This window comes from Curtobacterium sp. MCSS17_015 (assembly GCF_003234265.2).
Taxonomy (GTDB): domain Bacteria; phylum Actinomycetota; class Actinomycetes; order Actinomycetales; family Microbacteriaceae; genus Curtobacterium.
On sequence record NZ_CP126256.1, the window covers coordinates 1,056,869 to 1,071,282 of the forward strand.

Genomic DNA, 14,414 nt, shown 5'->3' on the forward strand with positions numbered 1-14,414 from the left:
GCGACGAAACCCCGGCGACACGGTTGACTGTCGCTGTGTGGCCGAACCATGAGCGAGTCATCCCCGAGGCCTTCGCCGGGTCCGGGACGACCGTCGTGGCCGCCCGCGCGCACTCGGTCGAACCGTCCGGCAACGGGTACCTGTACGGGTACGAGGTGGACACGGTCGACCGGGCCGGTCAGCGTGCCACCGTCCTGACGTACGTCGACACCGGCGGTGCGCACGACCAGAACAGTGCCATCGTCACCGACCCCGCCACCGGGGACCCGGTGTCGGTGTGGGCCTACCCGAACGACCCGGGCCTCCCGGTCCTGCCGCAGGTGACGTACCGTGACGCCGTCGCGGAGCTCCTCACCACGCTCGGGATGCCGGTGACGAACCCGACGCTGACGGTCGCCGCCTACCGGCCCGGCAAGCGTGCAGTCGTCCGCGTGGACGCACCGGAGCGGACCCTGTTCATCAAGATCGTCCGCCCACACCGCGTCGCCCCGATCGTCCGGACGCACGAGCAGTTCGCCGCAGCCGGCCTGCCGGTCCCACGTGTGCTGTCGAGCCGCGGCGACGGGCTGCTCGTCCTCGAACTCGTCCGCGGCGTACCAGCGGGCAGCCGGATCACCGAGATCGCCGACGACCCCCGGTTCGTGGCGTCCCTCGCCGCCCTCACCGGGCGGATCGCGACCGTGCCGATGACGCAGCAGGCCCGCGCCGACGCGATGGACCACGCCGACTGGCACCGCCGGACCCTGACGACCGCGTTGCCGGCGGAGGCCGAGGAGATCGACCGCCTGTACGACGCCATCGGACGTCGGTCGATCGGCTGGGCCGCCGGAGCGAAGCAGGTCGTGCACGGGGACCTGCACCTCGAGCAGGTGTTCGTCGACGAGGACGAGCCCTGGCGCATCTCGGGGCTGCTCGACATCGACACCGCGGGGTGGGGGCACCCGGTGCGGGACATCGGTGCCGTGGTCGCGCACCTCGTCGTCACCGGGCTGTGGCACCGGTCACGAGGGGACGCCGAGCGCGGTGCGGCTGCCGAGCGCCTCGCGGACGCCGTCGCCCGCGACTGGGTGGCGCGCAACCCGCAGGAGGCCGAGCGCATCGGTCCCGCGATCGGCGCGCAGCTCCTCGCCCACGCCGGCGGGCAGGCCACGACCGGGTCGGCGAACGGGATCGCGACGGCGGAACAGCTGCTCGCGGCGACGCGGGCCGCGCTGGCGGAACCGGCCCCGAGCCTCCCGTCCGGCACCGGCCGTCCGCGGTCCGCGCCGCGCGTCTGAGCGTCCGTCGCTCGTCGCCTGCGGGGCCGGCCGCTGCCGGGCACTGCTCCGGACGCGACCGAATCGGCAGCTTCCCGCCGGGAGGCCCGCCACGCGCGGGCTGTGGAGAGTCGCCCCCGTCGGCGGCTGGGGAGTAAACTGACCGCGCACGCACCGCGTGTTCGCATGTGGCGTCGATTCCTGACGCGACGACCGGTCACCTGACCGGTGCGGGCACCGGATCCGCGTCGTCTGAGTTCGGACCGCTCGGGGCAGGCCTTCCGAGGCGTGGCCTCCCGGTGGTCGGAGTTCGCTGGGGCACACCCAGGACGGGGCGTGCGTGTGACGGCGCCGGACCCCCGCGCAGACCGGCACATCGACCACCGGCCCACACCCTGGGCCCTCGATGCGGTCAGCCGGACGATCCGGCGTACTGCGGGCCACGGCGGCCCGTGGTGGACCCGGGTGCGACGGACGCACCGACACGACTTCCGCCCGTACCGGGTGGCTCGCCCCGACGAGGGCGGAACAGGAGGAGCCTTGGCTCGATCAGGTACCCGCCGCGCTGCCGGTGGCACGCGGACGGCGTCGCGCCGGACCCGGCCGCTCGACAACGACGGTCTCATCCCCGTCCTCGCCCGCGCCGTCCGCGAGGTCGAGGCCGCCGCGCAGCGTGGAGCCCTCAAGGCCACGAACCGCACGAAGTTCCAGGCGGTCGCCCTGCTCATGCGCGAGGAGCGTGCCCGCGTGAAGGCGGACACGACCCTCACCGACGCCCAGCGCGCCGAGCAGCTCAAGCGTCTCGACGGTGTCGCCACGATCCTGGCGAAGACCGCCGCCCGTGACACCAGCGTCATCCAGCTCCTCACCGAGGAGGCAGCGGTCTCCGAGGCCACCCGCACCGTCAAGCGCGACATGATGATCGCCGCCGGCATGGAGCTCCAGCCCGAGGACCTCGTCATCGCGACCGAGCCCGCCGCCGCGGTCGAGACCCCCGAACGCGCCGTGGTGCCCCAGGCCGTCGTGCAGCGCCAGCTCGCGAACCCGTTCCTGCCGCCGGACTTCGCCCTCGCCGACCAGCCCGTCGCGCACCCGCGCCGGCTGGCGAACTGGGAACTGTTCGGCCCCCTGTTCAAGTCCTTCGAGTACGGCGCGGGCGGGGGAGCTGCCTCGATGCCGCTGCCCGAACCGTCCTCGCTGCACACGCCCTCCGGTGTGACCCTGATGAAGCACCAGGCCGAACTCGTCACCGCCGCCGCGCAGGGACACCGCACGTTCCTGCTCGCCGACGAGCCGGGTCTCGGCAAGACCGCGCAGTCGCTGCTCGCGGCGGACGCGGCCAAGGCGTTCCCGCTGCTCGTCGTCGTCCCGAACGTCGTCAAGACGAACTGGGCGCGTGAAGCCGAGCGCTGGGTCCCGAACCACCGTGCGACCGTCATCCACGGTGACGGCCAGGACCTCGACGGGTTCGCGGACATCCTCATCGTCAACTACGAGATCCTCGACCGGCACGTCGGTTGGCTCGGCACGTTCGGGTTCAAGGGCATGGTCGTCGACGAGGCGCACTTCATCAAGAACAAGGAGTCGCAGCGCTCGAAGTACGTGCTGCAGCTCGCCGAGAAGATCCGGGAGCGGACGGCGAACCCGCTGCTCATGGCCCTGACCGGTACCCCGCTCATCAACTCCGTCGAGGACTTCCGCACCATCTGGGAGTTCCTCGGCTGGATCGACGACAAGAAGCCCCGCGCGCAGCTCATGAACGAGCTCGAGGAGATCGGGCTCACCCCGGCCGACCAGGGCTTCTTCACCGAAGCGCGGAAGGCCGTGATCGACCTCGGCATCGTCCGACGGCGCAAGGTCGACGTCGCGGCGGACATCCCCGCCCGCCGGATCGCCGACATCCCCGTCGAGCTCGACGGTGACGAGGGTCGCTCCATCCGCGACGCCGAGCGCGAGCTCACCGCGAAGCTCGTCAAGCGGTACCACCAGGCGCTCGCCGCCCGGACCGGCCAGGACCCGGTCGTCGGCATCGACGAGAAGCTCGTCCGCCAGGTCGCCCGCTGGGAGCTCGAGGACCAGGACGCTTCGTCCACCGGCGAGAACGTGTTCTCCATGGTGCGCCGCATCGGCCGGGCCAAGGCGCAGCTCGCGGCGGACTACGCGGCGCAGCTCGCCTCGAACGTCGGCAAGGTGGTGTTCTTCGCGAAGCACCTCGACGTGATGGACCAGGCGGAAGAGGTCTTCGCCCGTCGGCACCTGCGCACGGCGACGATCCGCGGCGACCAGACGCCGGCGCAGCGCACGGCCGAGATCGACTCGTTCGTGAACGACCCGGACGTGGCCGTCATCGTCTGCTCGCTCACCGCGGCGGGTGTCGGGCTCAACCTGCAGGTGGCGTCCAACGTCGTCCTCGCCGAGCTGTCCTGGACGAGCGCCGAGCAGACCCAGGCGATCGACCGCGTGCACCGGATCGGGCAGGAGGAGCCCGTCACCGCGTGGCGCATCATCGCCGCGCAGACGATCGACACGAAGATCGCCGAGCTCATCGACAGCAAGGCCGGGCTGGCCGCGCGGGCGCTCGACGGTTCCGACGAAGAGGTCGTCGACTCCGGCGACATCCAGCTCGACGCCATGGCTGCGCTGCTGATGGACGCCCTCAGCCGCTAGCGGCTCGGCTCCGCGCCCCGCAACGAACAACGCGCCCCGTCGGAACGGGGCGCGTGCTCGTGTGCGGCTCGCGCGGGGTGCGGGAGTGCCGTGCGCGTCAGACGCGCGACTGGACCTCCGCCAGGGACGGGTTCGTCGCGGTGCTGCCGTCCGGGAACACCAGGGTCGGCACGGTCTGGTTGCCGCCGTTGACTTCGGCGACCAGCTCGGCGGTGCCCGGCGTCTGCTCGATGTCGACCTCGCGGAAGGGCACACCGGCCTTGGCCATCTGGTTCTTCAGCCGCGCGCAGTAGCCGCACCAGCTCGTGGTGAACATGGTGACGCCGCCGGCCTCGGGCACGAACGCGTCACGGGTGATCGTCTCGCTCATGTGCTCATTCTCGCCCCGCTCCCCGGGAAGCCCTTGACCGGCTTGTCCTACATAGCTAGGTTACCAACATGGAACCGCTGCTCCGCGTCACCGCTCCGACGCTCGACGTCGTCGCCGCCCTGCTCGCGGCAGAGGGCCCGGCCTGGGGTCTGCAACTCATCAAGGTGATCGGACGGCCGTCCGGCACGGTCTACCCGATCCTCGAACGACTCGAGCGTCAGGGATGGATCGACTCCAGCTGGGACGACGACGCCGAGCGTTCCGGCCCCCGACGCCGCCTCTACGAGTTCACCGCCGACGGACGACAGGCAGCGGCCGAGCTCATCGACGCCCGACGAGCAGCCGACGCCGCAGCCGCCCGTCCCGCACCGCGCCCGAGCTCCCGCCCGGTGACCTCGTGATCGCGCTCGGTCGCGCCCTCGTCGCCACCGCAGTGGCCATCTCACCCGCCGAGGACCGCCTGGTCCGCCGCGAGCAGTGGCAGGCGGACCTGCGCGACGCGGCCGACTTCGGGCTCTCGCCGACGGCGTTGGCCTTCGGCGCCTTGACCACCGCACTGTTCCACCGCCGAGGGGTTCGGCGTACCACCTGGGGAGAGACCATGACCACCACACCGTTCTCGACAGCGGCGACACCGCACACCATCCGCACCGTTCCCGTGCTGGTCACGGTCGCCGTCCTCGCGATCCTGATGACCGGACCGTGGCTGATCCTGCAGCCCAACTACGGGTACGAGAGCGACCTCGACCGCACCGTCGGTCTGGTCGGCATCTGGCTCCTGTCGTACCTGGTGCCGGGGGCAGCGGTGACCGCGGCGGCCCTGCTCCTGTCCGGATCGGGTCCCGGTCGCCGTCGCCTCGGCGCCGCGCTGGTCGCCGCCGCTGCGGCCGGTGCAGTCGTCACCCCGCTCGTCGTCCCGGGCTCCGGCTGGCCCGTCAGCATCCTCCCGGCGGTGCTGCCGTTCCTCCTCGCGCTCGCCGGCTGGCTCGTCGCGATCGAGGCGCCACGACGCGCGTGGCTGCTCCTGCTGCTCCCGCTCGGAGTGGCCACCCTGGTCGAGAGCGGCGCGCTGTGGGCGGTCGTGCCGATCCGGCTGCAGCCGTGCATCGTCTCCCTGCCCGGGCTCTCGGTGGTCGTCGCCGGGTTTCTCGCCTGGCGGACCGCCCGGTCCAGTCGAAGCACCCGCGGTGAGGAGCACGCCGTCACCCTGGTAGACAAGACCGTGTGAGCGACACCCACCTCGAGATCGAGCGCACCTACGACCTACCCGACGGCGCGGCACTGCCCGACCTCATCGGAGTCGGTGGCGTCATGCGCATCGAGCACCAGGAGCCCTTCCAGCTCGACGCCACCTACTGGGACACGCAGCGGTACGACCTCGTCGCCGCGCTCGTCACCGTCCGCCGCCGCACCGGGGGGCACGACGCCGGCTGGCACATCAAGCGCGCCGAGTCCGACACCGTCCGGCACGAGCAGCACTTCCCGCTCACCGACGACCCGGACACCGTTCCCGACGAGGTCCTCGCCGCCCTGTTCACCGAGCGCCGGGGCCGCGGCCTGCACCCGGTCGTCCGGATCACCACCACCCGCACCGTCACGCGACTGCTCGACGAGGACGGCGACCAGATCGCCGAGCTCGCGGACGACCGGGTCGTCGCCGAACGCCTCGACGCCGACGCGCCGGCCGACGCGCGCACCTGGCGGGAGGTCGAGGTCGAAGCCGTCGAGGGTGTGGACGCACAGGTCGCCGGCGAGCTCTTCGCCGCCCTCGACGACCGGTTCGCCGCCGTCGGCGCCGGCCCCGCCGCCGTCGCGTCCAAGTTGGCACGCGGGCTCGCCGGCGCACCGGCACCGCGCCTCCAGACCGAGGAGAAGCCGCAGAAGGGCACCGCGGCGCGTGCACTCACCAAGCGGCTCCGCAAGCTGCGGACCGCGTTGCTCCGACAGGAGGCCCGGCTCCGGTCCGGTGCGCCCACCGACCTCACCGAGACGGCCGAGACCGCACTCGGCATCGCCGCCGTCCTCGGCTCCTACCGGCCCGCCTTCGCCGACGGGGAGACCATGGACCGTGCCGCCGCAGCGGCCGACACCCTCGCAGCGGTCACGGCGCGAGCCGCACTCGCCGAGTACCTGGTCGACCGACTGCCACGCGCGTCGAGCCCAGCACAGGAGGCCCTCGTCGACTCGGTCACCCGCGAACGCATCCTCGCCTCCACCCGGCAGCGCCGGGACGACGCCACCCGTGAAGTCGTGCTCGCCCTCCACGAGGAGTCGTTCCTCGAACTCCTCGAGGCCCTCGACGACGCCGTCGAACGTCCGCAGCCGACGACGTGGGCCCTGCGCGACCCGAAGCAGGTCGCGCAGGACGTGTCCGCCGTCGAGAAGCCGCGCGTCCGCGAGCTCGTCCGGGCCGCCGTCGGGGACGACCCTGCCGACGAGACCGGCGACCGCGAGGCGACCGAGCGCGCGTGGCACGCGACGCTCCGCGCCCGGATGGCGATGGACGTCCTCGGCGACGACGCGTTCCCGCACGCCCTCTGGAAGCGCATCGGCACGGCAGCCGACGTCCTCACCGAGCGGGTGCGGTCCCTGCACGCGCTCGAGCAGCTGCGTGTGCAGTCCGGGATCGCCGAGCGCGGCGGTGAGGGAACGTTCGGGTACGGCGTCCTCGCGGGCGACCGGGTGCGGCTGGCGGAGGAGTCCTACGACGAGGCGGTACACGCGCTGGACCGCGTCTGACGTCGAACTCCGACACGACGACGGCGCGCACCCGACCAGGGTGCGCGCCGTCGTCGTGTCGGCTCCGGGGCGGTGTCAGCCCGCCGCGATCGGGTTCGCCGTCGCCGCGGCGGGGGAGACGTCGGCGAGACCGAGGACGTCGAGCAGCCAGGCCAGCTCGAACGCCCGCTCCTTCCACGAGTCGTACCGGCCGCTGACACCACCGTGCCCGGCAGCCATCTCGGTCTTCAGCAGCACAGGTGCCCCGACCTCGCGGAGCTTCGCGGTCCACTTCGCGGGCTCGACGTACAGCACCCGGGTGTCGTTGATGGAGGTCACGGCGAGGATGCGCGGGTACTGCACGTCGTCGCGGACGTTCTCGTACGGCGAGTACTCGCTCATGTACCGGTAGACCTCGGCGTCGTGCAACGGGTCGCCCCACTCGTCCCACTCGATGACGGTCAGCGGGAGGTCCGGGTCGAGGATGCTCGTCAACGCGTCGACGAACGGCACCGCGGCGAGGATGCCCGCGAAGCGCTCGGGGGCCAGGTTCGCGACGGCGCCCATCAGGAGCCCACCGGCGCTCCCGCCCTCGGCCACGAGCTGGTCCGCGCTCGTCCGACCGGTGTCGATGAGGTGCTCGGCGACGGCGACGAAGTCCGTGAAGGTGTTCTTCTTCGTCAGGGTCTTGCCGTCCTCGTACCAGTGCCGGCCCATCTCACCACCACCGCGGACGTGCGCGACCGCGAAGACGACCCCACGGTCGAGCATCGACAGGCGCATGACGCTGAAGCCCGGGTCGATCGAGTGCTCGTACGACCCGTAGCCGTACAGGTGCAGCGGCGCCGGGGCGTCCGCGTCCACAGCGTCCTTGCGCCAGACCAGCGAGATCGGGACCCGGGTGCCGTCGGCCGCGGACGCCCAGTCACGCTCCTGCACGTAGTCGGCCGCGTCGTACCCGCCCAACACCGGCTGCCGCTTGAGGACGGTCACCTGTCCGGTCGCGAGGTCAAGGTCGCTCACCTCGGACGGGGTCACGAAGGACGTGTACCCGAGGCGGAGGGTCGGCTGGTCCCACTCGGGGTTGCCGCCGAGCCCGGCCGAGAACAGCGCCTCGTCGAAGGGCACCTCGTGCGGCTCGCCGTAGCCGTCGCCCTCGATCGGGATGACGGCGATCCGGGGGAGTGCCTCGGAGCGGTACTCGAGCGCCAGGTGCCCGGCGAACGCGTCCACCGACTCGATGCGACGCTCCGGGTGGTGCGTGACGACGACCCGGCGGTCGGACGCCGAGGTGGGGTCGTCCGCGGGGACGTCGACCAGCTCGAAGTTCTCGGCACCGTCGTTGTGCAGGACGAGCAGACGGTCGCTGCCCCCGACGATGGCGTGCTCGATCTCGTACTCCACGCCCTCGCGGCGCGGCCAGACGACGCGGAACTCGCCGGTCGGGTCGGATGCGTCGAGGACGAGCGCCTCGGAGGTGATCTTCGACCCGAGCTCGATGACGATGTACTGCGACGAGCGGGTGACCCCGACGCCGACCCAGTACCGGTCGTCCGGCTCCTCGAACACGACGACGTCGGCCTCGGCGGGAGTTCCGACCTCGTGCCGCCAGATGCGGTCCGGGCGCCAGGACTCGTCCACCGTCGGGTAGAAGACGTACCGACCGGAGGGGTCGAACGTCGCGCCGGCTCCGGTGTTCGGGATCGTGTCGGCGAGGTCCTGCCCGGTCTCGAGGTCGCGGACGGCGAGCGTGTACCGCTCGTCGCCCTCGACGTCGACGCCGTACACGAGGCGGCTGCCGTCGTCACTGATGTCGTACGTGCCGAGCGAGAAGAAGTCGTGTCCGTCGGCGAGGGCGTTTCCGTCGAGGACGACCTCTTCACCCGGGAGGGTGGCGGCACCGTCGTCGAGGGACGGCGGCGTCCAGTCGTCCGGCCCGCTGATCGGGGCGCGGCACTGCACGCCGTACTGGCTGCCCTCGCTCGTGCGGGTGAAGTACCACCATTGCCCCATCCGCACCGGCACCGAGAGATCGGTCTCCTGCACGCGGCTCTTCACCTCGTCGAAGAGGCGGTCGCGGAGCGCGCCGAGGTGCTCGGTCTGCGCTTCGGTGTACCGGTTCTCGGCCTCGAGGTACGCGACGGTGTCTGGGGACTCCTTGTCCCGGAGCCACTCGTAGTCGTCGACGAAGTCGATGCCGTGGTGGGTCCGCGTCACGGGCCGCTTGGCTGCGGTCGGCGGGGTGGTCACGTCGTGCTCGCTGGTCACCGGCCCACCCTATGCGCTCGGGGTGGAGGCCCGACCCGGCTCCGTCCGGCGGCGGCGCTCGCCGCTGCGGTCACCGCCCGCTCCGGTCACGCTGCCGCCCCGTCACGCTGCCGCTGGGATCAGGCTGGACATGCCCGGTGCCGCTGGGATCAGGCTGGACATGCCCGGTGCCGCTGCCGCCCGGATCCGCTCGGCCAGTGCGTCGAGTTCTGCCAGGACGTCGGACGCGACCCATGCCCGGTCCCGCCGACGTGCCGTGACGGGCCGGAGCACGCCGGCGTCGACGAACTCCCCGATCACCGCGTCGGTCCACGGCAGGTCCGCCGGGAGCGCTGCGCTGACCGCGGCCTCGGTCAGGACCGGGTCGGCCAGGAGGACGCGGAGGAGGTCCGAGTGGTGTGTGACCTGCTGCCCGTTGCCCGACGGGCGGACCGCGCTCCGGTCGTGCTCGACCTCGTCGAGTCGGAGCGCGGTGAACTCGACCTCGTCGCAGACGACCCCGACCGCCCGCGCCGTCAGGGCGATGATCCCGTCGACGTGGCCGTCCCGGTAGCGTTCGAGCTCGGTGAAGTAGCCCGCTCGATCGGCGACCAGGGCAGCGGCCACGGGCACGACGAGTGCGGTCGTGACGCCACGCCGTCGCAGGACCGCGTTGACCAGCGCTCGTCCGATCCTTCCGTTGCCGTCGGTGAACGGGTGGACGGACTCGAACTGGGCGTGCGCGATCGCGGCCTGCGCCAGGGCGTCGACGTCGTCCCGCGCGAGGAACGCGAAGAGGTCGGCCATCGCAGCGGGGACGTCGTCGGCAGGCGGCGGCACGTACGCGGCGTCCCGGGGAGAGGCCCCGCCGCCGATCCAGTTCTGCACCCGACGCCACTGTCCGGCGACGGGACCGTCCACCGGGTCGTCCCGCATGAGCACCGCGTGGGCGTCGAGCACGGACCGCTCGGTGATGCGGCCGCGTCCGGCGGCCGTGATCATCCCGCGCAGCGCGGCGGTCGCACCGACCATGGCCGTGGCACTGCCGTTCGCCCGGATGCCGACGAGTGCCCGGGCGTAGTCGTCGAGCGTGGCGTGCTCCTCCTCGATCCGGGACGACGAGACCGCCTCGGTGCGGGCGAGGAGCAGGTCGAAGGCGGCCGTGCGGTCCCCGAGCCGGCGGTCGACGTCGACCAGACGGTCGGTCGCGCGCGCCAGCAGGTCGGCGAGGTGGGGCGGCGCCACGAACGCCTGATCCGCGATCGCGGGCGGCAGCGAGCACCGCACCGACCGCGTCATGCGGTCGGCCCGCGGCGGGCGTCCGGTGCTCCGCCACGGACGCGTGGTCGAGCCGTGGCGCGGCCACCCGGCTCCGCCATGACCACGCCCGGTCGCCGCGAGCGCGACGCCGTCGCAGGCGCGCTCGGTCATCGCGATGCCGTCCTCCGTCGCGCCGGTCCGGTCCGTCGCGCCGGTCCGGTCGGTCGCAGCCGTCCTGCCGGTCGCAGCCGTGTTTCCCGTCGTGTCGGTCCTCCTCGTGTCGGTCCTGGCCGTCGTTTCCGTGTTGCCCGTCATGCTGCCTCCCGCTCCTCGCGGCCGTCGACGGTAGTGGCCGGGCTGCCCCGACAGCGAGGAATCGGGATGTCGTGTGCACGAGCGGCACTCGGTACACGCTCGGCGGCGCTCCGGGCCCCGATCGGTACCGTTGTAGAATGACTGACAACTCGTTCGTGATCACCGGTGCCCACGTCGTCCCCGTCGACCGCGACGAGTTCGACGGCGGTGCCGTCGTCGTGCAGGACGGCCGGATCACGGCCGTCGGCCCGGACGTGACACCGCCCGACGGCCTGCCGGTCGTCGACGCCGCCGGTGCCTGGCTCCTGCCCGGCTTCGTCGAGGCGCACGGCCACGTCGGCATCCACGAAGAGGCGAACGGCTCGGCCGGCAACGACACGAACGAGATGACCGGCCCGAACATGGCCGCCGTCCGGGCGATCGACGCGGTCGACATCGAGGACGAGGGCTTCCGCGACGCCCTGTCCGGCGGCATCACGAGCATCGTCGTCAAGCCCGGCTCCGGCAACCCGATCGGAGGGCAGACGGTCGCGATCAAGACCTGGGGCGGGCGGACGATCGACGAACAGCTCATCTCGGACAGCGTCAGCGTGAAGAGCGCCCTCGGCGAGAACCCGAAGCGGGTCTACGGCGAGAAGGGCCAGACGCCGTCGACGCGGTTGGGCGTGGCGAAGGTGATCCGCGAAGCCTTCCTCGCAGCCGACCACTACCGGCACGCCCGGGCAGCGGCCGAGACGAAGGGGGAGCCCTTCGAGCGCGACCTGACGAAGGAGACGCTCGCGCGCGTCCTCGACGGCGAACTCGCCTGGGACCAGCACACCCACCGCCACGACGACATCGCCACCGCTGTCCGTCTCGCCGAGGAGTTCGGCTACCGCCTGGTCGTCAACCACGGCACCGAGGCCCACAAGCTCGCCGACCTGCTCGCCGAGAAGGGCATCCCGGTGGTCTACGGACCGCTGTTCACCAGCCGGTCGAAGGTCGAACTCCGTGACCGCGGCATCCCGAACCTCGCCACGATCGCCGCCGCCGGGGTCCGCGTCGCGATCACCACCGACGCCCCGGTCGTCCCGATCAACATGCTCGTGACCCAGGCCACGATGGCCGTCCGCGACGGCCTGCCCCGGCAGACCGCGCTCGAGGCGATCACCTCCGCCCCCGCGGACATCCTCGGCTTCGGCGACCGTGTCGGCCGCCTCGCCGTGGGGTACGACGCCGACCTCGTCCTCTGGGACGACGACCCGCTCGACGCGACCAGCCGCGCCCAGCGCGTCTGGATCGAGGGCCGCCAGGTCTTCGCCTACGTCGACGGTCAGGGCGTCACGACGCCGCGCTGGTGACACCGTGTCGGACGGGAGGCGCGACGCGGCGCCGCCCCGCGCCTCCCGTCCGACGCCGCGTCAGTCCTCGCGCGCCAGCAGGAAGTCGTTGATGCGCTCCGTCATGCCGAGGTCCATGTCGATCCGCACCCCGTTGACGGTGTGGATCGGCGCCGCCTGCCGGATGCTGGAGACGAGCCACAGCGCGTCGGCGGCCCGCAGGTCGTCGAGCGTGACGAGTTCGTAGCCGGTCTCGATGCCCTCCTGCTCGGCGAAGCGGAAGACGTCGGCCTGTGTGGTGCCGTCGAGGATGCCGATGTCGGTACGGGGCGTGACGAACCGCCCGCCGACGGACATGACGAGGTTCGCCCGCGTGCCCTCGAGCACGTAGCCGTCGGTCGAGACGAAGAGCGCGTCGTCGGCGCCGCGCCGGACGGCCTCGCGGAGCGCCGCCATGTTGATCGCGTAGGACAGCGTCTTCGCACCCTGCAGCAGCCACGGCGAGGTCCGCTCGACGTCGTGCCGGTAGCCGCGGTCGAGCGTGACGACCCCGATGCCCTCGGTGCGGTCACGGGTCTGATCGGCGGACGGTGCCGCGTAGACCCAGCCGGTCGGCCGACCCAGCCCCTCGACACCGCGCGTCAGGACGGTCTTGGCGTACGCCTCGCGCACCGGGTCGAGGCGGGCGCAGACGGCCTCGATCGCTCGTCGCCAGGCGTCCAGGTCCGGCTCGGGCAGGTCGAGCCTGGCGGCGGAGCGACCGAAGCGGGCCAGGTGCGCCTCGAGCGCCTGCGGTCGACCGTCGATCACCGTGATCGTCTCGAACACGCCGTCCCCGCGGGTGAGCCCGAGGTCCATCACCTGGACGTGCTCTTCGAGCGGCTTCTCCCACGTGAAGGCGTCCGCCTCGGGGTCGTGCGGCGCTGCGTCGCGCGAGGGCTGGTTCAGGACGGCGAGGACGGTGTCGGTCATGGTCCCCATCCAACCCCAGGTCAGTGACCGCCGGGCAGCGTGTCCATGAGTTTCCAGACCGCCTGCGTCAGCTCCGGGTGCTGGAGCGCGATGCGGCGGAGGCGGTGGTACTCCTCGCCGTGCTCGGTGCCGTGACCGGAGGCAGGGTGCGCCGACCACTGCGAGCTCCGGCGGCCGATCCGGACGTCGACCTCCATCGCCTCGGCACGGAGGATGAGCACGACCTGCTCGTCGACACTCGGCAGCGTGTGCATGAAGTCCCACGGGTCGTCGCCCTGCCGACAGCGGTGTTCGACGATGACCGAGATCTCCTCGGCGGCTTCGGCGCGCAGCACCTCGAGGCTGCGCCCCGCCCTCCGGGACTCAGCCATGACGCCCCCAGAGCACGCCTGCCATGCATCGAGCGTACGTCATCGGATCGGCCACACTGGACCACATGACCGAGCGCGACGAGAGCAAGTCCCAGCACCCGGCCGTGGTCGTCGTGTACCTGCTCCGGGACGGTGCGACCGGGCCGGAGGTCCTGCTCGGCGAGAAGCGACGCGGGCTCGGCACGGGCCGCGTGGTCGGTCCGGGCGGCAAGCGCGAGGGTGACGAGACGGCGGTCGAGACCGCCGTCCGCGAGGTCGCAGAGGAGGTCGGTCTCCGCGTCGACGCTGCCGACCTGGAGGCCCGTGGCACGTTGCGCTACCGGTTCCCGTTCCGCCCGTCCTGGTCCCAGGTCTCGGACGTCTTCGTCTGCCGCCGCTGGCAGGGCGACCCGTCGGGCGGCGACGAGCTGGAGCCGCGGTGGGTGCCGGTCGACGCCGTACCCTACGACGCGATGTGGGACGACGCCCGCTACTGGCTGCCCGGTGTGCTCGCGGGCGGACGGGTCGACGCGCGCGTGGTGTTCGCGGAGGACAACGCCTCGGTCGCGGGGTTCACTGGGACGGGCATCGGGGAGCCGGGCTGAGGCGCGCCGCGACCGAGCGGCGATCGATCGTCGTCAGCGGCTGCGCTGGGTGCGCGTGCTGCCGGTCCGGGCCTCCTCGGCCGCCGCCATGACGTCCGCGTCACCGCTCTGGCCGCCGAGCGGGCGGACGAAGAAGTCCACGACACCGAAGGCGATCGCGGCCACGAGCGAGAACATCGCCCAGCCGTCCCAGAGTCCGGCGACGCTGCGGCCACCGCTCGGGGCGAGGACGATGCTCGTCACGTACGACATCGCCGCGATGACGAGGAAGACGACGACGATCGTGACGAGGAGGCGGTGCCAGGCGGTACGCGACATGATCGCCCCAGGATACC

General features: G+C 72.3%; 13 protein-coding genes. 7 read left to right on the top strand and 6 right to left on the bottom strand.

Annotated elements, in window-relative coordinates:
* The first annotated feature begins 35 nt into the window (after nt 1-35).
* Together DEJ18_RS04980 and DEJ18_RS04985 are read left to right on the top strand one after the other, a co-directional pair.
* Nucleotides 36-1,277 carry an aminoglycoside phosphotransferase family protein gene (locus DEJ18_RS04980; RefSeq protein ID WP_146241616.1) on the top strand — a complete coding sequence of 414 codons (1,242 nt, stop codon included), beginning with the start codon at nt 36-38 and terminating at the stop codon, nt 1,275-1,277.
* Nucleotides 1,278-1,796: 519 nt separating this feature from the next.
* A complete protein-coding gene (locus tag DEJ18_RS04985; RefSeq protein ID WP_111211268.1) occupies nt 1,797-3,923 on the top strand; it encodes a DEAD/DEAH box helicase in 2,127 nt (708 codons plus the stop codon).
* Between the two features lie 97 nt (nt 3,924-4,020).
* Here DEJ18_RS04985 and DEJ18_RS04990 read toward each other — a convergent pair whose 3' ends face one another.
* Nucleotides 4,021-4,293: a mycoredoxin gene (locus DEJ18_RS04990; protein ID WP_111211267.1), complete on the bottom strand. Its 273-nt coding sequence runs from the start codon at nt 4,291-4,293 to the stop codon at nt 4,021-4,023.
* A gap of 68 nt (nt 4,294-4,361) precedes the next feature.
* On the opposite strand from DEJ18_RS04990, the gene DEJ18_RS04995 reads away from it, so the two are divergent.
* The 3 genes from DEJ18_RS04995 to DEJ18_RS05005 are packed head-to-tail and all read left to right on the top strand — an operon-like array spanning nt 4,362 to nt 7,032.
* Nucleotides 4,362-4,694: a PadR family transcriptional regulator gene (locus DEJ18_RS04995; protein ID WP_111211266.1), complete on the top strand. Its 333-nt coding sequence runs from the start codon at nt 4,362-4,364 to the stop codon at nt 4,692-4,694.
* The gene (locus tag DEJ18_RS05000) at nt 4,691-5,521 is read left to right on the top strand and encodes a hypothetical protein (RefSeq protein WP_111211265.1); all 831 of its coding nucleotides are present in this window, start codon (nt 4,691-4,693) and stop codon (nt 5,519-5,521) included. The genes DEJ18_RS04995 and DEJ18_RS05000 overlap by 4 nt, the downstream gene beginning before the upstream one ends.
* Nucleotides 5,518-7,032, top strand: coding sequence for a CYTH domain-containing protein (locus tag DEJ18_RS05005; protein WP_111211264.1), 1,515 nt, complete (start codon nt 5,518-5,520; stop codon nt 7,030-7,032). Before DEJ18_RS05000 ends, DEJ18_RS05005 begins: the two co-directional genes overlap by 4 nt.
* Before the next feature lie 75 nt (nt 7,033-7,107).
* Here DEJ18_RS05005 and DEJ18_RS05010 read toward each other — a convergent pair whose 3' ends face one another.
* A complete protein-coding gene (locus DEJ18_RS05010) occupies nt 7,108-9,279 on the bottom strand; it encodes a S9 family peptidase (protein ID WP_111211263.1) in 2,172 nt (723 codons plus the stop codon).
* A gap of 102 nt (nt 9,280-9,381) precedes the next feature.
* Nucleotides 9,382-10,833, bottom strand: coding sequence for a Fic family protein (locus DEJ18_RS05015; protein ID WP_111211262.1), 1,452 nt, complete (start codon nt 10,831-10,833; stop codon nt 9,382-9,384).
* A 137-nt stretch (nt 10,834-10,970) separates the two neighbouring features.
* On the opposite strand from DEJ18_RS05015, the gene DEJ18_RS05020 reads away from it, so the two are divergent.
* Nucleotides 10,971-12,173 (top strand): amidohydrolase, encoded by a 1,203-nt coding sequence (locus DEJ18_RS05020; RefSeq protein ID WP_111211261.1) that lies wholly within the window; start codon nt 10,971-10,973, stop codon nt 12,171-12,173.
* A gap of 60 nt (nt 12,174-12,233) precedes the next feature.
* On the opposite strand, the gene DEJ18_RS05025 is transcribed toward DEJ18_RS05020, so the two are convergent.
* A complete protein-coding gene (locus DEJ18_RS05025; RefSeq protein WP_111211335.1) occupies nt 12,234-13,124 on the bottom strand; it encodes an aminodeoxychorismate lyase in 891 nt (296 codons plus the stop codon).
* Nucleotides 13,125-13,144: 20 nt separating this feature from the next.
* On the bottom strand, nt 13,145-13,495 hold the full coding sequence (locus DEJ18_RS05030; RefSeq protein ID WP_111081168.1) for a tryptophan synthase subunit alpha: 351 nt from the start codon (nt 13,493-13,495) through the stop codon (nt 13,145-13,147).
* A 65-nt stretch (nt 13,496-13,560) separates the two neighbouring features.
* On the opposite strand from DEJ18_RS05030, the gene DEJ18_RS05035 reads away from it, so the two are divergent.
* The gene (locus tag DEJ18_RS05035; protein WP_181434258.1) at nt 13,561-14,079 is read left to right on the top strand and encodes an 8-oxo-dGTP diphosphatase; all 519 of its coding nucleotides are present in this window, start codon (nt 13,561-13,563) and stop codon (nt 14,077-14,079) included.
* Between the two features lie 33 nt (nt 14,080-14,112).
* On the opposite strand, the gene DEJ18_RS05040 is transcribed toward DEJ18_RS05035, so the two are convergent.
* Nucleotides 14,113-14,397 (bottom strand): hypothetical protein, encoded by a 285-nt coding sequence (locus tag DEJ18_RS05040; RefSeq protein ID WP_111081166.1) that lies wholly within the window; start codon nt 14,395-14,397, stop codon nt 14,113-14,115.
* Between the last annotated feature and the right edge of the window lie 17 nt (nt 14,398-14,414).

Excerpts from the sequence above, each read along its gene's own strand:
- DEJ18_RS04990 (WP_111211267.1), bottom strand. The coding sequence starts at position 4,293 with ATGAGCGAGACGATCACCCGTGACGCGTTCGTGCCCGAGGCCGGCGGC.
- DEJ18_RS04995 (WP_111211266.1), top strand. The coding sequence starts at position 4,362 with ATGGAACCGCTGCTCCGCGTCACCGCTCCGACGCTCGACGTCGTCGCC.
- DEJ18_RS05015 (WP_111211262.1), bottom strand. The coding sequence starts at position 10,833 with ATGACGGGCAACACGGAAACGACGGCCAGGACCGACACGAGGAGGACC.
- DEJ18_RS05020 (WP_111211261.1), top strand. The coding sequence starts at position 10,971 with ATGACTGACAACTCGTTCGTGATCACCGGTGCCCACGTCGTCCCCGTC.
- DEJ18_RS05025 (WP_111211335.1), bottom strand. The coding sequence starts at position 13,124 with ATGACCGACACCGTCCTCGCCGTCCTGAACCAGCCCTCGCGCGACGCA.
- DEJ18_RS05030 (WP_111081168.1), bottom strand. The coding sequence starts at position 13,495 with ATGGCTGAGTCCCGGAGGGCGGGGCGCAGCCTCGAGGTGCTGCGCGCC.
- DEJ18_RS05035 (WP_181434258.1), top strand. The coding sequence starts at position 13,561 with ATGACCGAGCGCGACGAGAGCAAGTCCCAGCACCCGGCCGTGGTCGTC.
- DEJ18_RS05040 (WP_111081166.1), bottom strand. The coding sequence starts at position 14,397 with ATGTCGCGTACCGCCTGGCACCGCCTCCTCGTCACGATCGTCGTCGTC.